Source organism: Sorangium sp. So ce836 (assembly GCF_028553905.1).
Lineage (GTDB): Bacteria > Myxococcota_A > Polyangia > Polyangiales > Polyangiaceae > Sorangium > Sorangium cellulosum_D.
This window is the reverse complement of sequence record NZ_CP102233.1, coordinates 12,498,689-12,517,707: the sequence shown is the minus strand read 5'-3', so window position 1 is coordinate 12,517,707 and position 19,019 is coordinate 12,498,689. Positions and strand designations below refer to the sequence as shown.

Annotated in this window: 12 protein-coding genes and 1 tRNA gene; 2 read left to right on the top strand and 11 right to left on the bottom strand. The window is 75.4% G+C overall.

Annotated features, from left to right (window positions below; translation table 11 throughout):
• Window positions 1–55 precede the first annotated feature (55 nt).
• The 3 genes from NQZ70_RS45670 to NQZ70_RS45660 form a co-directional block, all read right to left on the bottom strand.
• Window positions 56–2,533 (bottom strand): AAA family ATPase, encoded by a 2,478-nt coding sequence (locus NQZ70_RS45670; protein ID WP_129579837.1) that lies wholly within the window; start codon window positions 2,531–2,533, stop codon window positions 56–58.
• 156 nt (window positions 2,534–2,689) lie between these two features.
• A complete protein-coding gene (locus NQZ70_RS45665) occupies window positions 2,690–7,414 on the bottom strand; it encodes a VIT domain-containing protein (protein ID WP_129579836.1) in 4,725 nt (1,574 codons plus the stop codon).
• Between the two features lie 4 nt (window positions 7,415–7,418).
• A complete protein-coding gene (locus NQZ70_RS45660; RefSeq protein WP_044989539.1) occupies window positions 7,419–7,997 on the bottom strand; it encodes an RNA polymerase sigma factor in 579 nt (192 codons plus the stop codon).
• Between the two features lie 261 nt (window positions 7,998–8,258).
• On the opposite strand from NQZ70_RS45660, the gene NQZ70_RS45655 reads away from it, so the two are divergent.
• Together NQZ70_RS45655 and NQZ70_RS45650 are read left to right on the top strand one after the other, a co-directional pair.
• Window positions 8,259–9,488, top strand: coding sequence for a S1C family serine protease (locus tag NQZ70_RS45655; protein ID WP_129579835.1), 1,230 nt, complete (start codon window positions 8,259–8,261; stop codon window positions 9,486–9,488).
• A gap of 172 nt (window positions 9,489–9,660) precedes the next feature.
• Window positions 9,661–10,434, top strand: coding sequence for a Stp1/IreP family PP2C-type Ser/Thr phosphatase (locus NQZ70_RS45650; protein WP_020740919.1), 774 nt, complete (start codon window positions 9,661–9,663; stop codon window positions 10,432–10,434).
• Window positions 10,435–10,457: 23 nt separating this feature from the next.
• On the opposite strand, the gene NQZ70_RS45645 is transcribed toward NQZ70_RS45650, so the two are convergent.
• From NQZ70_RS45645 to rseP, 8 genes are all read right to left on the bottom strand, one after another.
• Complete coding sequence (locus NQZ70_RS45645; protein ID WP_129579834.1) at window positions 10,458–10,919, bottom strand: hypothetical protein; 462 nt, start codon at window positions 10,917–10,919, stop codon at window positions 10,458–10,460.
• Window positions 10,916–11,539 (bottom strand): sigma-70 family RNA polymerase sigma factor, encoded by a 624-nt coding sequence (locus NQZ70_RS45640; protein ID WP_237244655.1) that lies wholly within the window; start codon window positions 11,537–11,539, stop codon window positions 10,916–10,918. Before NQZ70_RS45640 ends, NQZ70_RS45645 begins: the two co-directional genes overlap by 4 nt.
• A 421-nt stretch (window positions 11,540–11,960) precedes the next feature.
• Window positions 11,961–12,034: transfer RNA gene (locus tag NQZ70_RS45635), tRNA-Gln, on the bottom strand.
• 40 nt (window positions 12,035–12,074) lie between these two features.
• A complete protein-coding gene (locus NQZ70_RS45630; protein ID WP_129579833.1) occupies window positions 12,075–13,388 on the bottom strand; it encodes a DUF4339 domain-containing protein in 1,314 nt (437 codons plus the stop codon).
• Window positions 13,389–13,591: 203 nt separating this feature from the next.
• On the bottom strand, window positions 13,592–14,866 hold the full coding sequence (locus tag NQZ70_RS45625) for a hypothetical protein (protein ID WP_165374493.1): 1,275 nt from the start codon (window positions 14,864–14,866) through the stop codon (window positions 13,592–13,594).
• Window positions 14,863–15,168: a hypothetical protein gene (locus tag NQZ70_RS45620; RefSeq protein ID WP_129579831.1), complete on the bottom strand. Its 306-nt coding sequence runs from the start codon at window positions 15,166–15,168 to the stop codon at window positions 14,863–14,865. Before NQZ70_RS45620 ends, NQZ70_RS45625 begins: the two co-directional genes overlap by 4 nt.
• A gap of 636 nt (window positions 15,169–15,804) precedes the next feature.
• Window positions 15,805–17,304: an RsmB/NOP family class I SAM-dependent RNA methyltransferase gene (locus NQZ70_RS45615; RefSeq protein WP_129579830.1), complete on the bottom strand. Its 1,500-nt coding sequence runs from the start codon at window positions 17,302–17,304 to the stop codon at window positions 15,805–15,807.
• A complete protein-coding gene (gene rseP / locus NQZ70_RS45610; RefSeq protein WP_129579829.1) occupies window positions 17,297–18,967 on the bottom strand; it encodes an RIP metalloprotease RseP in 1,671 nt (556 codons plus the stop codon). Before rseP ends, NQZ70_RS45615 begins: the two co-directional genes overlap by 8 nt.
• Window positions 18,968–19,019: the final 52 nt, after the last annotated feature.

Genomic DNA, 19,019 nt, shown 5'->3' with positions numbered 1-19,019 from the left:
CGCAAGCGGCGTCGAGGGGGTTCCACGATCCGACCGAAAGGACGGCCGGCCGCGCTCAGCCCGCGAGCCTCCGGTGGCTGTCGAGCGCCGCGCGCTGATCCTCGAGATCGTCGCCGTACACCGCCTCGATCGCCTCGGCCGCGAGCCGGTGCTGCCGCTCCGCCGCCGCCTTCGGCTGCATCCCGTACGCCGCGTCGCGGATCAGCACCGTGCAGAACTCGAAGCGGTGCTCCCCCATCCGCGACCAGATCCGCTGCGCCTCGCCGAAGCGCAGGTGATCCACGAGGACCGACGCGTCCGGGATCATCCGGGCGAGCACGCGCGTGTCGAACTCGCGCCCGAGCACCGCCGCGGAGATCACCGTCTGCCGCGTCCGCGGCTCCAGCCGCTCGAGCCGCGCGACGAGCAGGCTGTTCACGGTCCGCGGCGGCATGAACCGGCTCGAGGGCGCGGCCTCGTGGGTCGACCCGTACCGGCCGTCCTCCAGCCAGTACGCGAGGATCTCCTGCGCGAAGAACGGGTTGCCGCCCGCGGTCTGGCCGAGCAGCGACTCGAGCATCGTCGGGATCGGGCCGCCGAAGAACGGCTCCGCCAGCGCGAGCAGCCGCTCCTGGGGCAGCGGCGCGAGCTCGATGACCTGCGACGGGATGCCGGCCTCGAGCGGGATGCGCGCGTCCGCCCCCTCGCCCGCGGCCGCGGGCCGCGCCGAGCAGATCACCGCGAGCGGCAGATCCCGGCAGGCGGCCGTGATCGCGCGCACCGCCTCGAGCGAGGTCGGGTCGGCCCACTGCGCGTCGTCGAGGTGCACCACCACCGGCTGCAGCGAGCTCTCGGCGACGAGCAGCGCGGAGAGCGCCGCGAGCGCCTCCTCGCGCCGCCCCGCCTCGGCCTCCGGCGTCGCCGGCTCGTCGCCCCGCAGCCGGAGCAGCCGCGCGAGCGCCTCGCGCGAGGCGTCGATCCCCCGCCGCACCTCGGTCCAGCTCTCGGGCAGCCGCTCCAGGAGGAGCTGGAGCGCGAGATCGAGCCCCGCCTGCTTGGCGTGCTGGCCGATCTCCGACGAGATCCCGAGGTACTCCTTGAGCGCGAACTCGAAGGCGTAGAGCGGGGTCTTCAGCGTCTGGTCGCAGCGGGCCTCGATCCACAGGAGCGGGCGCATGTCCATGAGCTGCGCGCGCTGGTGGCGGTAGCTGTGCACGAGGTAGCTCTTGCCGATGCCCGCCTCGCCGAGGATGTACACGACCCCGGCGGAGCGCCCGGCGAAGAGGGGCTCGAGCGCGCGCGTGAGCCCCTCGAGCTCGGCCTCGCGGCCGATCGGGCCGAGGTCGTAGAACTCCTCCTGCACGGCGATGCGGCGTCGCTCGAGCGAGTAGACGAGGATCGGCAGGTCGAACCCGTCGAACCGGAAGATGTTCTCGGTCGACCACTGGTGGCTCGCCTCGCCCGCGAGGAACGCGCGCTCGTCCGCCCAGATCGACGACGGCGCCGCCTTGCGCGCGATCTGCGCGGCGAGGTGGACGGCGCGGCCGAGGCAGGTGAACTCGCGGCGGCCCCCGGCGCCGAAGAAGCCGGCCAGGCAGCGCGCGCGGGTGATGCCCACCGCGAGCCGGGGCACGCCGAGGCCGTTGCTCTTCAGCTCGAGCGCGAAGTCGAGGGCGCGATCGTGGTCGCTCTCGTGCGCGATCGGCACGCCGAAGTAGAACAGCGCGCCGAAGCCGCGCTCGGTCACGTTCATGCCGGCGAACGTGGCGCCGAACATCGCCGCGATCTCGTGCAGCTGCTGGATGAGCTCCGTCGGGCTCGCCACCCGATCGAGCGAGAGCGCGACCGTCGTCACCTCGCGGATCTCGCCCTCCGGCGCGAGGTCGCCCGCGCCCGGCGGCAGGAACGCCTCGGCGTCCGCGTCCGTCGGGGCCGCCGTGACCGTCAGCGAGGGCGGACCGGTCAGGAGATCCGCCTCGTCGAGCTCCGCCACGCTCTCCCGGGCGCTGGCCGCGGGCAGCCGCTCGCGGAAGCTGCGATCGAGGTGCAGCTCGCTGTCGTCCGCCCCGCGATCGGTCGCCTGGCAGGCCTCGATCGCGGGGCCGTAGAGCAGGGAGTAGGCGCGATCCTGGGCGATCCGCACGATCGTCCAGTGGACCGAGCCCCACGCGAGCCCGATCCTGAACGGCATCGGCGCGCCGCCGGCGCCGAGCGCGCGCCGCGCGGCGAGCTCGAGGAGGCTGCGCCGCATCGCCAGGGCCGCGCTGCGCGCGAGCCGGGTGACGTTCCGCCCCGGCCGATCGGGGAAGAGCGCGGTGAACCCGCCGCCGGGCGAGAACGCCGCGACGAACCCGCCCGACTGGTGCACGGCCTCGAAGAGCGGCTCGAAGAGCGACCGCAGCGCGTCCGGATCGAGCGCCTGACGAGCGATCATCTGCTCGGCGAGCTCCACGACGGCCGGGAGCGAGACATGCAGGACGGCCGCGTCGACCGCCCCCGCGTATTGCCCTTCGGCGTCCTGTTCGAGGATGAAGTCCGGGACGAGCGGATTCATGTCGAAACTGTATCGGGGATCTCCTCCCGACACGAGCGCGGCGCGGGGCCTCCTCGAACCCCGGGCGAGCGCGCTCGTGGGTGCGCGGAAAAGGCCGCTCCGGCGGTGCGCCGGGCGGGCTGCTCAGGGCGAGGGGGGCAGCGCGTAGGTGGGGGGTCAGTCCCGGATGAACGGCGGGGGTGACGGGACGTCGTCGACCGGCACCAGGCGGGAGGTGAAGAAGACGCGCACCGTGCCGAGCTCGAGGCGCGCGCCCTCGAGCGTGAATGGCACCTTGCGGGTCTCCCCCGCGAGGCGCAGGGTCAGCTCGCCGCGCACGGGGCCCGGCGCGCCGGAAAGCGCGGGCGGCGAGGCGCCGTCCCCGGCCGACGCGCGCGCGATCTCGACGACATAGCTCCCCTTGGGGAGGTTCCGCAGCGCGAGCGACTCGGCGCGCGCGCTCGTCGCGTCGCGCGAGCGGACGCCCACCGGCCCGAGGGTCGCGCCCATCCAGGAGAGGCGCCGCCCCCGCGCGTCGATGAGGGCGAGGTCGAGGTCGGCGCCGCCGGTCCACTCGGCGCTGAGCCGCACGTCGCCCGGCAGATCCGCGGAGGGCGGCGCGTCGGGCTGCGCGAGCAGCCGGTCGACCGTCGCCCGCACGGCGGACGTCAGATCGAGGCGGAGCTGGCCCGCGAGCTCGCTCATGCCGCCGTCGCCGGCGCACCGGATCGCGGCGGCGGCGAGCTTCGCGTCGGCGGGCGCGAGCTCGGCGAGCGTCACCCGGTGCTGGCACGCGTACGCGGGCCGGCCCGCGGCGTCCCAGAGCTCGGCGAGGCGCGACTGGACGGCCCGGTCGCCGGGGCGCACGTCGGCGAGGCCGCCGAGGATGCGCACCGCGCGGTCGCGATCGCCCTGCCGGGCCGCGAGGTCGGCGCGGGCGATGAGCGCGTCGGGGTCGAGCGCGTCGCGGCCGCTCCAGCGCGCGGTCAGCTCCTGGGCCTCGCCGAGGCGGCCGGTCGTGGCGTAGAGCGCGTAGAGGCCCACGGTCCTGTCGCGGCTGTCCGGGGCCGCGGCGAGCGCCGCCTCGGCCTCCGCGGTCCTCGCCGCGCTCTCGGGCGCGAGCGTGTTCGTCGCGTCGAAGCTCACCTTGCGGTCGAACACCCGGCGCATCGGGATCATCCGCCGCGGCCGGGGGCGGGGCCACGGCTCGTCGACGGCGCCATCGGGCCAGGGCCGCTGGGCGCGGTCGTCGCTCTTGGGCTCCGGCCGCGGCGCCGCGGGCGCGGCGGTCGTCGGCGCCGGCGCCGGCCTGTCGGCGTCGACCAGGTTGGCGGGCATCTCGGGAACGGGCCTGGCCGCCGGCGCCGGCGGGGGGAGGGGAGCCGACGCCGATTTGCGACGCGGCGCCGCCTCCGCGGATGCCCACCCGCGGCCGCCGCCGCCCAAGCCGCTGCCCGACACGCCGAGGCCCTCCGCGGGCCCCATCCCCTTCGCTTCCTCCTTCGCCGCGCCCTCGTCCGCCGCGTCGTCGGGCGGCTCCCCCTCGGCGCTCGCGCTCACGCCTTGCGCCTGCTCCTCGCCCGTGAAGGCGGACGCGATGCCGTCCCGCTCGAGGCCGAACGCCTTGAACATCGCCTCGCTCTCCAGCACGAGCAGCGACGTGAACCGGCTCGCCACGGAGAAGCGCCGCGACAGCTCGATGATCGCGGGCTTCTGCGCCTCGCCGCCGGTCTCCTCGAGCTCGGCGATCTTCGCCGCGGCGTAGAGGCGCGGGACGAAGGCGTTGCCCGCGCCCGAGCCGGCGACGATGCTCACGGGGTAGGTCTGCTCGAAGCGCTCGCCCGAGACGCGGCCGCGGAGGCGGATCGCGCCGGTGACGTCGGCGCCGGAGCTCATCCGCGCCACGACGATCGCCTCGCCGCCGGCGCGGATCGGGTCGAGCCGCGCCGGCGTGACCTGGGTGAGGCCGGGCGGCAGCTCGAGCTCGGGATCGCGCAGCGCGAGGCCGTAGGCGGCGCCGAGGACCGACTGCGCCGCGCTCGCGACCTTCTGGCCGGGCACGTAGGGGACCATCACCCCGCCGCCGCCCCGCGCGAGCGCGCGGAGCGACGTCGTGTCCGCGTCGCTCCCGAGCGCGACCGCGATCACGGCGGCGCCGTCCGCGGGGACGGCGCCGCGCACCGCGGCCTCGATGTGGGCGGGGCGGGTCGGGCCGACCGAGGGCGTGCCGTCGCCGAGGTAGAGGATCCGGAGCTCCTTGCCGTCGAGCGGGCCGGCGGCGGCGCGCGCCGCGATCATCGCCGCGGCGAGATCGCTGCCGCCGTCGGGCTCGATGCCGCCGAGGAAGCGCTCGACCTCGCCGGCCGACGCGGCGCCGGGCGCCATGGGCCGCGCGGCGCCGCCCTGGGCGCCCTCGCCGAGGGAGCGGCAGAGGGTGTCGCACGCGAGCACGACGACCTCGTCGCGGCGGTCCATCTCGCGGACGATCGACGAGGCGAGCCGCGTCGCGCGGGCGAAGCGCTCGCCGACCATGGACCGGCTCGCGTCGACGACGATCGCGTGGCGCCGCGAGGTCGACTCCTCCCAGCGGGGGAGCCGGGGCCTTATCGCGATCGCGACGTAGGGCGACGCGTCGCTCGCGATGGCCCGCGCCGCGGCGAGCGACGCCTCGTGCTCCGCGCCGTCGCGCTTCGACGCGCCCGCGCCGCCGCTCGTCGGCGCGCTCGCGGCGCGGGGCCCGGCCGGCCCCGCGGGCGGCTGCGGCGATGCGGCGGGGGGCGTCCGGTAGGCCCACGCGGTGACCGGCCGATCGCGATCGGGGAGCGCGTACTCGACCGTGAGGTCGCCGGCCGGCGTGAACCCCTGGGCGTGCAGCGTGCGCCGATCGGCCGCGCCCTCGGCGGGCGCGGCGGCGAGCTCGTAGCCGCGCGTCTCGACGCCGAACGCCCGGTCGTGGCCGAGCACCTGGAGGTCGAGCGAGAAGTCGCCGATGCTCGTCGTGCCGCTCTGGTCGTGCGCGAGCGGGTAGGTGAAGCGACGGACGCCGCCCGACTGCTCGACGAGCTGCGTGTAGGTGAGCACGACGCGGCGCGAGCCGCGCTTCGGGATGGGGAAGATGCGGAGCTCGAACCGGCCGCCGCGCTGCCACTCGAGCAGCGCGGGGTCGCGCCACGGGCCGGGGACCCAGATGATCTCCTCGCGCGACTTGGGCGCCTTGGGGGCGGCGTTCTGGAGGACGCCGCGCCAGATCGCGGCCCCGCGGTCGCGGTCGACGAACGCGCCCTCGATCAGCTTGCCGTCCACCTCGAGCGCGAGCCGCTCGATCTGGGCGCCCGGCGGGAGCGGGAAGCGGAAGATGCCCTCGAGCTCCTCGTCGGTGTCGTTGGCGAACGTCTCGTCGATCTCCGTCCGGGCGACGACGTCGACGATCCGCACCTTGACGGCGTGCTTCGCGAGCCGCACGGCCCGCTCTTTCTCCTGGGTCGCGCCCGGCTTGCGCGCCCTGAGCTCGCCGAGGCCGCGGAGCGCCGGGGCGTCGGCCTCCTCGGCGGAGCGGTCGCTCCACGAGAGCGCGTCGGCGAGCGAGGTCGCGCTCGCGACGTTCGGCGCGGCGCCCTGCGCGAGCGTCGCCTCCTCGCCGGCGCGCACCTCGACGGGCTCGCCCCGCTCGCCTTTGACGCGCACGGCGCCGCGCGCGACCTCGACCGAGGCGCGCCCCGGGCTCGCGGTGACGGCGAGCTTCGTGCCGAGCACCTCGATCTCGCCGTGCGGCACCTCGATGCGCGCGGGCGGCGCGCCGGGGGCCGGGGCGACGTCGAGGACGACGGCGCCCGCCTCGACGCGCGCCGCGCGGGCGTCGCCGGCGATCCACACGCGCGAGCCGCGGTCGATCGCGAGGGCGGAGCCGTCCGCGAGCGCGAGGTGCGCGCGCGTCCGCGTGTCGGTGCGCAGGGTCGCGCCCTCGGGGAGCGCCGCGCCCGCGGCGAGCGGCGCGCAGGCGCCCGAGGTGTCGCACGCCTCGAGGCCCCCCGACCGGTCGGCCGAGGCGCGCGAGACCGAGGCGACCTTGCCGGACCAGGGCGCGCCGGCCGTCGCGGAGGCGGCCGGCTGCTCCGTGTCGCCGCGCCGCAGGGCGATCCCGGCCGTCACCGCCGCCGCGGCGGCCAGGGCGGCGGCGGCCATGACCGAGCGGCGCCCGTAGGCCGCGCCTCGCGCGCGGCGCGGCGCCGGCGCGGCCCGCTCCGGGCTGGAGGAGCGCGCCTCGCCGGCGTGCGCGCCGGCGGCCGCGCTGCCGGTGCGCGCGTCGGCCGCGGCGCCGCCGGTCATGTCGCCGGTGCGCGCGTCGGTGGTGTTGCCGCCGATCACGTCGCCGGTGCGCGCGTCGGTCGCGGCGCCGCCGGTCATGTTGCCGGTGCGCGCGTCGGTGGTGTCGCCGGTGCGCGCGTCGGTGGTGTCGCCGGCGCGCGCGCCTGCCACCGCCTCGCCCGCGCGCTCTTCGCTCGCGCGCTCTTCGCCCGCGCGCTCTTCGCCCGCGCGCTCTTCGCCCGCGCGCTCTTCGCCCGCGCGCTCGTCGCTCACGCGCTCTTCGCCCGCGCGCTCTTCGCTCGCGCGCGCCTCGGGCACCGCCTTGAGCACCGCGCCGCTCGTCGCGCCCTCCGAGGGGCGGGCCGCCTCGAGCCGCCGGAGCAGCGCCTCGGCGAAGTCGCCCGCCGGCCGGAAGTCCGCGCCCGCGGCCGCCGCGACCTCCGCGGCCCGCGCCGCGTCGTGGCGGAGGTCGCGGCACGCGTCGCAGCCGGCGATGTGCTCGTACAGCGCCGGCCGCGCCGTCCCGTCGAGCACCTCCGCGAGCTGCTCCTCGACCTCGCCGCACAGCCCCGCCGAACCCGTTTCCGTCGCGCTCATCGCCCTACTCCTCGCCCAGATCGGCCCTGAGCCGCGCCAGCGCGCGGCTGACGCGCTTGCGCGCCGCCGCCTCGTCGATCCCGCACGCGATGGCCACCTCCTTGAAGGAGAGCCCCGCCTCGAAGCGCAGCACCACCGCCTCGCGCTCGCTCGGCTTGAGCCGCGCGAGCGCGGCGCGGGCGCGCTCGGCCCGCTCGCGCTCCAGCGCGAGCTCGCTCGCGTCCGGCCGCGGCCGGGTGTCGTGCACGAGCCGCAGCCGCGCCTCCCGCCGCGCCCGGAGCTCCGTGTGCCGCCCGCAGATGCGCCGCGCGATCCCGAAGAGCCAGGCCCGCACGCTCCCCTCGGCGCGGTACTGTGGGAAGGCGTCGAACGCCGCGAGCAGCGTCTCCTGCACCAGCTCCTCGCTCTCGGCCTGCGATCCGGTGAACGCCATGCACAGCCGCCCGAGCGGCATGGCGTACGCCCTCGCACACCGCGACAGCGCTTCCCGGAAGTCGCCTGCCCCGATCAGCCCCTCGATCGCCCGAGCTTCGTCCGCCCGCGCGTCGCCCTCCGAGCCCACGAGCGCTAACCCAGCTGCCATCGCTGCCTCATCGCCGGCCATGTGCCCCCGTCCCCCGCGTTCGTGACCGGTTTTTTTTGCCCCCCGCCCCGGCGGGCTCCGGTGCCCGATCCCACCGTACAGGGCGGTCCGGCCTTTGCCTTTTGCAATACGATCCCAGCCGCAGCAGAATCGGCAGTCGCCTCAGGAGCCGCGCTTATGAATGAGACAAGCCCGTCTGTTTCCGCGAAGGCCGCGTCGCCCGGGGGGGCCGGGCCGAGCGCTCCCGTTGACACCTCGCCTGTGAAGCGATGGCGACGGTCGCTGGCCATCGCCCTCGCCGCGTCGCTCGCCGGCGCCCTCGCCGCGCCCGCGGCGCTCGCGCAGGGCGCGCCGGACGAGGAGCAAGCTCAGGAGGACGTCGAGGGAGAGGCCCCGCCGCCGGCCCAGAAGGCGCGCAAGCGGGGGGTGCTCCCGGCCCGGGCCGACGTCGGCGTGAAGGAGAGGAAGGCGGCCCCCGCCGACCCGAAGCGGGGCCCGGCCGAGAAGGACAAGGACCGGGACAAGGCGGAGCCCCCGGTCGAGGAGCGCGCCGCGCGCGGCGTGGCGATCGTCGAGCGGGGCGGGCAGGTCCTCGGCCTCGGCGCGGTGCTCGCCGGCGACGGGCGCATCCTGACGGCGCTCTCGCCGCTCGGCGCGGGCAACGACCTCACGGCCCGCCTCGCCGACGGGACCACCGTGCGGGTGAAGCTCGGCCACCACGACCGCGTGTGGGACCTCGCGCTGCTCGTGCCGCAGACCGGCAGGTGGACCGAGGGGCTCACGGCCTCGTCGCGCGATCCGGTCCGGCAGGACGCGCAGATCCGCTCGTTCTCGGCGGCGCGCGGCAAGGTCGCCGCCGTCCCGATCGTGCTGCGATCGCACCGGGCGCTGCTCGGCGGCGACGACCGGCAGCTCGACGACGCGATCGAGCTCGGGTCGCGCGTCTCGCCGCTCGACCTGGGCGCGCCCCTCATCGACGAGGACGGCCGCGTCGTCGCGATCCTCGGCCGCGGCTGCGCCCCGAACGAGGGCAAGCCGTGCACGCCGGTCGCGTTCGGCGCGCCGATCAGCGCGATCCGGGGGTTCCTCCGCGCCGTGCCGCCGACGGCGGTCCAGCCGGCGGGGTGGCTCGGGATCCAGGGGGTCGGCGAGGCCGCGCCGGTCGCCAAGGGGGTCCGGGTCACGGAGGTCCACCCCGGGAGCCCCGCCGACGAGGCCCGCCTGAAGGGCGGCGATCGCGCGACGAGCGACATGATCCTCGCCGTGGACGGCGTGCCCGTCACGAGCCCCGAGGCGCTCGCCGACGCGATCCGCATGCACGCCGTCGGCGAGAAGGTCCCCCTGACCTTGCTGAGCGGCGGGAAGTACCGGCAGGTCACGGTCGTGCTCCGCGCCGCCCCGGATCCGAAGGCGGCCGCGGCGAAGCGGCCCGAGGCCGAGCTCCCGCCGCCGAGCTCGAGCGGCAAAGCCACCGAAGAGTACCGCAAGTAAGCGAAAAATGATGGGGGTCCGCGCCGGGATTCTATAAGCTCGGCGCTCGGGCGCGATCCGGTTGACACTGCGTCAACCGAACCTCCAGGATCGGGCCTGAGCGGCTCGATCGGGGCGCTCGCGGTTCTCATTCGGCCCCGCGCCTGGCGCGGGGCCTTCGATCGGGTGATCCGTGTCCCAAACGTTTCGAATCGAAGTGGCCGGCGAGACGAACGTCGGGCGCAAGCGCAACCACAACGAGGACAACTTCGGCATCATGGTGGAGTACGGCCTCTTCATGGTCGCCGATGGGATGGGGGGGCATGCGTCGGGCGAGGTCGCGTCGAAGATGGCTGTCGACGCGATGCAGGATTTCTTCGCCCAGACGCAGGACGATCCGGAGCGGACCTGGCCCTACAAGATGGACCGGTCCAAGGGGTATGAAGAGAACCGCCTGATCACGGGCATCAAGCTCGCCAACCTGCGTATCTACGAGACGGCGCAGCGCGAGGCGAAGAAGCGGGGAATGGGGACGACGTTCGTCGGCATCTTCACGGCGAACGACGGCGTCTACGTCGCCCACGTCGGCGACAGCCGGGTCTACCGCTTCCGCGAGGGCAGGCTCGAGATGCTCACCGAGGACCACTCGCTCCTCAACGACTACATCAAGATGAAGCGCCTCACGCCGGAGGAGATCGCGAACTTCCCGCACAAGAACGTGATCGTGCGCGCGCTCGGGATGAAGGACACGGTCAAGGTCGACACCCGGTTCGAGGTGCCGCAGCTGAACGACCTGTACGTCCTCTGCTCCGACGGCCTCTCCGGCCCGGTGAGCGACTCCGAGATGGCGCAGATCCTGACGGACCACCAGGACATCCAGGTCGCGACCTCGAAGCTGATCGAGCGCGCGAACGAGAACGGCGGCCCGGACAACGTGACCTGCGTCCTCGTCCGCTGGACCCAGTGAGCGGCGCTCCGGGGGAGCGCGGCTCAGGGAAGGACGCCGCCGCTCCAGGGGACCAGGATTAGGAAGACGAAGGCGATGAGGGCGAGCATGAACAGGCTCGTCATCAGGTAGGTCGAGCGCGGGGAGCGCGCGGTGCTCCAGCCGTCCCCGTAGAACTTGCCGCGGGAGCGCACGCGGATCCGACGCTGCACGCCGCTGAGCAGGCTGGGCGGCGCCGCCGGCGGCGCACGCATGGCGCCGCGGACCAGCTCGCGCAGATCGACCTCGTCGACGAGCGGCAGATCGCCGTCGTCGGGCAGATCGCCGTCGTCGGGCAGATCGCCGTCGTCGGGTAGATCGCGCGGCGGGGCCGCGTCGCGCGGCGGTGCCGCGTCGCCGCGCGATCGCTCCGCGGGGGGCGTCGTGGGACGGCTGCCGCTCTCCACGCCCGAAGCGGCCGGCTCCTCGGGCTGCCCCGCGCGCCTGGGGTCGTCCGCTCCGCTCATTTCCCGCCTCTCACCTTCTCGCCCATCACCTTCTCGACCAGCGCGCGGAGCTGCCCGCGCGCGCGATGGATCCGGCTCTTCACGGTCCCGTCCGGTAAACCCGTCACCGAGGCGATCTCTTCGTAGGACATGTCCTCGACGTCGCGAAGGATGAGCGCCTCCCGGAACTCGGGATCGAGCTGGCCGATGGCGTGCTTCACCACCGCCTCGAGCTGCATGCCCTCGACGAGCTCGTCGGGGCGGCTCACGTCGCCGACGCTCACGCCCTTGGCAGCGGACAGCGGCACCCGCTCGACCATGGCGTCGACGTCGTCCTGGGCGCCGGCGTGCCGCCGCGAGAGGTACTTCGTCCGGTTCTTACAGAGATTCACGGCGATGCGGTAGATCCAGGTCGAGAGCTTCGATTCGCCGCGGAACTGATCGATCGCCTTGAAGACCTGCACGAAGACTTCCTGCGACAGATCCTCGGCCTCGTCGCGCCGGCCGAGCATGCGGTAGACCAGCGCGAACACGCGGCGCTCGTACATGATCACGAGCTCGTTGAACGCGCTCTCGTCGCGCGCGACGAGCCGCGCGATGAACTGGGCCTCGCTCACCTCGAGCTGCGCCGCGGGCTCCACGCCCGCATGGATCGTGGCGCCGCGCGTGCGATCCGCATCTGCGCGGATCGTGGCGCCGCGCGTGCGAGCCGCATCTGCGTGGGTCGGGGATCCGCGCCCGCGGTCCGCATCTGCGCGGCTCGCAGCGCCGCGCCCGCGGTCCGCATCTGCATGGGTCGGGGATCCGCCTACGCGGTCCCCTTCATCGCTCGCCACGCCGTCCGGTCCTCCAGGATCCAGGATCTCGCCCCCGCCCCGCGGCAGGCGCAGAGCCTTCGGTGAGACCACGGTAAACAACCCCGGCTCGACCGCGCCAGACAATAGCGAGCAGGCAGCGGCCCCGGACGCGCCCGCGACGCCGTGCGACCGCGCCCGCGGCGCTCCCGTCAGCCCGATGGAGATCGCCCGCCACGATCCCCCTCAGAGGGCGCGGGCGCTCGATTGGTTCCGGCGCGTGGATTCGAACCACGATTAGGGGATTCAAAGTCCCCCGTCCTGCCCTTGAACGACGCCGGAGTGCAGCGGGGCCGGAGCCGGCCGCCGCGCGGCGCGCACCTTAGCGCGAGTCGCGCAAGATGGCACCCGTCCCGACCGACGGGCCGGCTCCGCGGCCCGGATGGGCGATGCCGCGCGCGCCGTCCGGCTCGTACCGCCCTCGCCGCAGGCGGACCTGCCCGCGCTCACGCCGACCCAGGGGCGCCGGCTTCGCGCCCGCCGCCGGAGCCTTCCCCGCCTGCTGCGGCCGCAGCTCGGGCGCGCCGGCGCCCTCGGCCGGGTCCGCGCCGGCGCCCTCGGCCGGGTCCGCGCCGGCGCCCTCGGCCAGCGCCGCGCCGGCGCCCTTGGCGAGCGCCGGGGTCGGCGCGAGCGCCGGGGCCGGCCTGGGGGCCGCGGCGGGAAGGGCCGCGGCGCCGGCCGCCCCGGCGAGCGCCGGGGCGGGCGCGACGACCTGGGCGCCGGCCGCTGCGACGCCCTGGGCGACCCCGAGGCGCGCCGCCGGCGCCACCGCGGCCGCCGAGGGCGCTCCCGCAGGGGCGAGCGCGCTCAGCACCGACAGGCCGAGCGCCAGCACGATCGCCGCGCTGCCCGCCGCGAGCGAGACCGCGCTGCGCGAGGCGCGGGCGCGCCGCGCGAGCCGCCCGAGCCGCGACCAGGTGCCCGACGCGCGCCCGCGCGGCGCCTGGTCCGCGTCGCGCGCGCCGCGCGCCGGCTCGGATCCCGGCTTCGCGGCGCCGGCCCTCGCGGTCCCGGCGCTCGGCAGCGTGTCGGGCGGCGACGAGGGGACCGCCGGGAAACACGACGGGATCTCGAGGGAGATCGGCGGCGAGGGCGTCTCGCGCCGCGCCGCCGCCTCGGCCGGCGGGAACGGGGCGAGGAGGAACGAGCCCGCGCGCTCGTCGCGGGCCCCCGCGCGGCCGCCCTGGTGCGGGCGCGGCGCGACGGACCGGAGGTGGTCGGGGGTCAGCGCGAAGCTGAGCGGGCCGGTGGACTCGGGCCCCTCGTCCGCGGCGGAGAGGGCGGGCGCCTCGTCGGGCGGGGGCGGCTGGGAGATGGTCCAGCCGAGCGCCTTCACCTCGCCGGCGGCCGTCCAGCACTCGAGGCCCTCGCGCCACACGCGCGTGCTGTGCGGAAGCTCCCCCAGCTCCAGCGCGCGCCACAGCTCTACCGTGCTCATCGCCTCGAGCCAGTCGCCGTGGTCGACGCACCAGGGCTTCGATTCCGTCGGTTCCTCGGCGCCGCTCGCGTGCGAGCTGAACGGCATCGTGGGGGCGCTGCAGAGGCTCAGCTGCCCCTGCCTGCGCCCCTCCACGCCGCTCGGCGCCGGCACCCCGTCGCAAAGCCCCTCCACCTTGTACGCCGCGCTCGGGCCCATCGCTGTCTCCCTAGCGAGCTGCGGCGATCCACCCGATGCTTCCGGGTCCATCTCCGCTGCTCTCGTGCGTCGGTAGCGGATGCTGGCGCGGTGGGCCAAGAAAGTGCCGGGTCGGCCCGGGCGCCCGGGACCGCCGCGCCGTGCGGGAGCGAGCTGCGCGGGAGGGCGCGCGCGCGGGGCACGCGCTGCGCGGGAGGGCGCCGTCAGAGATCCGTGTAGTTGTCGGAGAACATCGCGCGCTGGCCGAGGAAGCTGATCTCGAGCATGCCGCCGACGTCCGTCTCGCCGGTCGAGCGCCGGTCGATGCTGAGCGCCGGCATCAGCCGGATGAGCCCGCGGTACTTCGTCCCTTCCGGCGCGCGCGCCAGCGTCACGTAGACCGGGGCGCGCAGGCTGATGCGGACGTCGTCCGGCGCGTCGTCGTTGAGCGCGACCGCGACGCGCGCGCCGAACGCCGCGCGGAACGTGGCGCTCGCGACCTTGTCGACGATGCCGGCGTGCGCCGTGATGGTGAGCTCCTGGCTCTGCCTCGGCGCGCCGAGCACCTCGCGCTTGCAGCGCGAGGCCGAGGCGAAGGTGGTCGACTGGGTGACCGGATCGACGCCGGCGACGACGTCGCCCGCGGGCTCGCACCACTCGAGCGTGTCGGTCGATGCGGTCCAGCGCGAGTCGAACGCGATCTGCCCTTCGATGGTCGGCGCGAGCTTCTTCCCGCCTTCGCCGACGTAGACGGCCGCGGCGCCGGCGCTCCAGGGCACGGCGATGAGCTCGCGCGGCGCGTAGGTCGGCGGCAGGCTCGTGTCGCGCCGCCCGGGGCCGGGGCCGAGATAGTTGAACCGGGTGCGCCCGACCGCGCCGCCGACGTAGAGGATCAGCGGCGGATACGCCGAGCTGCCCGCGCCCTCGAAGTCGAGGCGCGCGAACGAGGCCGACAGGCGCAGGCTCCCGATGGGCGCCTGGGCCGCCTCGTCGGCGCTCGAGAGGCCGATCAGCGTGGCCAGGCCGTTCTTGGTCGCCACCTCGGCCTCGAGCACGGTGCTCACGTCCCAGGCCGTCGGATCGGTCACCTCGCCGAAACCGGCCAGCACCCCGAAGCCGACGCGCGCGAGCGCCGCGCCCCCCGAGGTGCCCGTGACCTCGGCCGGCACCAGGTAGACGAGCTCGCGGCCCGTGCCGGCCGGCGCGATGGCGGCGCCGTCCGCGGGCGAGGCGGGGGCGATCGGCGCGATGGCGGCGCCGTCCGCGGGCGAGGCGGGCGCGACCGGCGCGATGGGAGCGCCGCCCGGCTGCGCGGGCGCTGCGGCTGCGCCGGCGTCCGGCGGCGGGGCGGCGGGCGGGACGGGCGCCGGGGGTGCGGGCGCGGCGGGCGGCGCGGGCTCCGACGGCGGCGCCGCGCCCTGCGCGCGCGCGGGCGCCGCCAGCGAGAGCGAGAGCGATAGCAGCGCAGCGGTGTGCAGGAGCAGCAGGGATGTCCTCATTGCGCCACCGTGAACTTGAAGGTGAGGTTCTCCGCGCCGTTCGACGTGTCGTAATCGGCGCGGGTGCTCTGGTTCGTCTTGGGGTCGAAGGCGAAGATCTGGAACTTGCCGCTGCCGTTCCGGACCCTGAAGCGGAATACGTAGCTGCCGGGCTCCAGGTCGAACTCGGGGAAGACCGTGTTGCGGATCGAGAACGGCTTCACCCCGGCCGGATCCCCGGCGGGGGCGGGGTCCTCGAACAGGTAGCCGACGGCGCTGAGGTGGTACTCGTCGCTGTGGAGCTTGAGCTTGATCCTCTTCATGGGGAGAGCGATCCTCTCACACGGCCGCGGCACGGTACAGCGGCTGGCGGCCGCGCGACGCCTCGCGAAGATCACGGGATCGCGGGGTACTCCTGCGGGCGCCTGCCGGTCTGGCGGGTAGCGCTCGCGTCACCGCCGCGCGGCGTCGCCAGCGATGTCAGCCTGCGGGCGTCTCCCGAGGGCGGGCACATGCTCGGCCGGCCCCGACGAGCGGACAAGGCGAGGACCGGCCGCGAGGCGGCGCGGCAGTCCGGCCTGGACGCTGGTGCCGCTGGCTCCGAGATCGTCGCTGGTTCCGTGATGGGAAGGATTTGAACCACAGAGGGCACAGAGGGCACAGAGGGAGAGAAAAGAGATGAATCATCTCTCTCTCCTTCTCCCTCTGTGCCCTCTGTGCCTCTGTGGTTCATCATCTCATCATTCAGGGATGAGTCCTGACGACGCGGTATCAGCAGCGGCCGCAGGTGTCGTTGCTGAACCCTTGCATCCAGGGTTCGCTACACTTGCCCCGACCTGCCTGTTGAGCACAGGTGTACTGCTGCTGGGCAGGATAGCGGTGCACGTGCCGCCGCCGGTGCCGCGATGGACGCGGTGGGGAGCGCGCCGCCGCCGCGGCACGGGCTCACCGCGGCGCCGTCACCGCCGCCGCACGACGAACATCGCCGCGAAGTACCCGTCCGTGCCGTGCACGTGCGGCAGCAGCCGGAACGCGTCCCCGCCCCCCGCGAGCTCCCGCGCGAGCTCCGCGTCGAACGGCGCCGGCTCGAGCCGGACGCCGAGGTCGTCGTCCGCCGGGGCCGCGAGCCGCGCCGCCACGGCCTCGCACTCCTCGCGCAGCACGCTGCACACCGCGAACACGAGCCGGCCGCCGTCCCGGGCGCGCGTCGCCGCGCGGCGCGCGATCGCGACCTGCAGATCGGCGAGGCGCGGGAGGTCGTCCGCCGCGCGCCGGAGCGCGATCTCCGGGCGCCGCCGCAGCGTGCCCACCCCGGAGCAGGGCGCGTCCACGAGCACCCGGTCGTAGCCCTCAGGGACGTCGCCCGCGCCCACCGTCCAGTCCACGGCGTACGTCTCGCGGACGAACGCCGCGGCCCGCTCCAGCCCGCCGCGCGCGCCTGCGCCCCCGCCGCGCGCGCCTGCGCCCTCGCCGCCCCCGCCCTCCGCGCCTGCGCCCTCCGAGCTCGCCGGGGGCGCGCTCAGCGTCGCGCGCAGCTGCGAGAGCTTCGCGGGATACAGGTCCGCCGCGTCCACCGCGCCCCCGGGGAGCACCGCGCGCGACAGGAGCCACGACTTGTTGCCCCGGCCCGCGCAAGCGTCGAGCACGCGCTCGCCAGGCCGCGCGCCGAGCGCGAACGCGAGCGCCTGCGCCCCCTCCTCCTGGCCGATCCACGCCGCGCCGAAGCCGGGGAGCCGCCGCAGATCGCCCGCCCCACGCGCGACGATCGCGGCCGGCGAGACGCGCCCCGCCTCGAACGTCGCGGCGGGCGCGGCGCCCCGCAGCGCCGCGAGCCACGCGTCGCGGTCCTCGCCGGGCGAAAGGCAGAGGCCGGTCGGCGGCGGCACCGGGCCGGCCGACAGGAACGCCTCGGCCGCGGCGCGGCCGAGCGAGCGGCGCAGCGCCCCCCGCAGCCACCCCGGCGCCGACGCGACCACCGCGTCGGCGAGCAGCGGGCGACCGCCGGCCTCCACGGCCGCCGCGACCTTGCGCAGCACGGCGTTCGCGAACGCGCCCACGCGCGGCCCGCCGGCCGCCTGGGCGCCGTCCACCGCCTCGGAGACGGCCGCGAACGAGGGGACGCGATCGAGGAAGCACAGCGAGTACGCGCCCATCAGCACGTGCGCGCGCACCAGCGGATCCGCCGTCCAGCGGCCCTTCGCGGCGAGCTCGGCGATCCGCGCCTCGAGCGCCGCCTGCGCGCGCAGGACGCCGTAGACGAGCTCGGTCGCGAGGCCCACGTCCCGCGGGTCGAGCGCCGGGGCGCGGCGCAGCTCGGCGTCGAGGGCCGCCGAGGCGAACGCGTCGGAGCCCCACACCCGCGCGAGCACGCGCGCGGCCACCACGCGCGCGGCGCTCTCCCCGGAGCGCGCCGCGGCGCCGCCGCCGCCGCGCCCGCCGCGTTGTGCCCGGTCAGCCAACGAGCTCCTTGAACTGCCCCTGGATCACGTCCCAGCGGCGCTCGACGTCGTTCTTGAACGCGATGCCCATCAGGCCGATGAGCACCATGAGCCCGACCAGGCTCGCGATCTCGCGGACGCGCAGCGGCAGCGGGCGCCGCAGCACGGCCTCGAACGTGAAGAACAGGAGGTGGCCGCCGTCGAGCACGGGGATGGGCAGGAGGTTGATGAGCCCAAGGTTGATCGAGATGACCGCCATCGCCCAGACGAAATAGCTCACCCCCTTCGCGCCCTCCTCGCCGATCACGTCGTACACCGTGATGGGGCCGCCCAGCGTGGAGATGCTGACCTTGCCCTCCATGATGCGGACGATCCCGACCACGATGAACCGGATGACGTCGTACGTCTCGTCGACGGCGCTCTCCAGGGCGAACTGGAACGCGGACGGGCTCTCGACGTAGGGCTCGGCCACCATCGGCGACCAGTTCGACGCGCGCAGGTAGAAGCGCGGGCGGTGCTGGCCGTACTCGTCGACCCAGTCCTCGCGCCGGAGCTCGATCGTGCCGCTCTTGCGCTGGCCCGAGCGCTGCCAGGTGATCACGTGCGGCCGGTCGGGCGCCGCGAACAGCCGCTCGACGAACGTCGACCAGGCGGTGACCTCGACCCCGTCGACCTCGGTGATGCGATCGCCCGGCCGGAGCTCGGCGTCCCACTCGGCCGAGCCCACGGGCACCTCGGCGACGTAGAGATCGGCCGGCTCGATGCCGGTCCGCGCGAGCAGATCGCCGTGGCCGCTCTCCGGGGTCAGCGCGGCGACGCCCGACTCGTAGACCGCGAGCTCGGCCAGCCCGCCGAGCGCGCGCGGCACCGGCATCGGGCGCAGGTACGTGACCGGCACCGTGGCGCCGCGGCTCTCCTCGAGCGCGAGCTCCAGGTCGGCGAACGTCTTCACCGGCGTGCCGCGCACCTCGGTCACGACGTCGAAGGTGCGGAGCCCGGCGCGGAACGCCGGCGAGTCGGGCCGCGAGACGCCGACCACGGCGGCAGGGCGGCTCGGCTTGATGCCGATCTCGCCCACCCGATCGACGATCTCGAGCGGCTTCTGGACGACCTTCTCCTCCGGGACGACCGTGACCTCGACGTGATCCTTGTTGCGGAACACCTTGAGCCGGAGCTCCTGGTTCGGGCTCTTGGCGACGATGCGGTGGAGCTCGGCGAAGGTGCTGACGCGCTCGCCGTCCACCTCGAGGATCCGATCGCCCGGGAACAGCCGGCCCTCGGCCGGGTGCCCCGGCAGGACCACGCCGACCGTCGGCGGGACGAAGCGGGTCTCCCCGACGAAGACGGCGAAATAGAGGAGCACCGGGAAGAGCACGTTCATCGCCGGGCCGGCCATGACGATGATCACGCGCTTCCAGAGCGCCTGGGACTCGAAGGTGCGCTTGCGATCCTCGGGGAGCACCGCCTCCTGCCGGTTCTCCTCGAGCATCTTCACGAAGCCGCCGAGGGGCAGGAGCGCGATGCAGTACTCCGTCTCCCGGCCCCGCAGGCGCAGCACCCGGGGGCCGAAGCCGATCGAGAAGGTGAGGACCTTCACGCCGAAGATCTTCGCGCACACGAAGTGGCCGAGCTCGTGCACGAAGATGAGCACGGAGCAGAGCAGCGCGAAATACAGGAGGTCCACGGCGGCGGCTCTCTTTACGCGAGGCCGGGCGCGGTGACCACTGGGGAGCGAC

Excerpts from the sequence above, each read along its gene's own strand:
- NQZ70_RS45670 (WP_129579837.1), bottom strand. The coding sequence starts at position 2,533 with ATGAATCCGCTCGTCCCGGACTTCATCCTCGAACAGGACGCCGAAGGG.
- NQZ70_RS45665 (WP_129579836.1), bottom strand. The coding sequence starts at position 7,414 with ATGAGCGCGACGGAAACGGGTTCGGCGGGGCTGTGCGGCGAGGTCGAG.
- NQZ70_RS45660 (WP_044989539.1), bottom strand. The coding sequence starts at position 7,997 with ATGGCAGCTGGGTTAGCGCTCGTGGGCTCGGAGGGCGACGCGCGGGCG.
- NQZ70_RS45645 (WP_129579834.1), bottom strand. The coding sequence starts at position 10,919 with ATGAGCGGAGCGGACGACCCCAGGCGCGCGGGGCAGCCCGAGGAGCCG.
- NQZ70_RS45630 (WP_129579833.1), bottom strand. The coding sequence starts at position 13,388 with ATGGGCCCGAGCGCGGCGTACAAGGTGGAGGGGCTTTGCGACGGGGTG.
- NQZ70_RS45625 (WP_165374493.1), bottom strand. The coding sequence starts at position 14,866 with ATGAGGACATCCCTGCTGCTCCTGCACACCGCTGCGCTGCTATCGCTC.
- NQZ70_RS45620 (WP_129579831.1), bottom strand. The coding sequence starts at position 15,168 with ATGAAGAGGATCAAGCTCAAGCTCCACAGCGACGAGTACCACCTCAGC.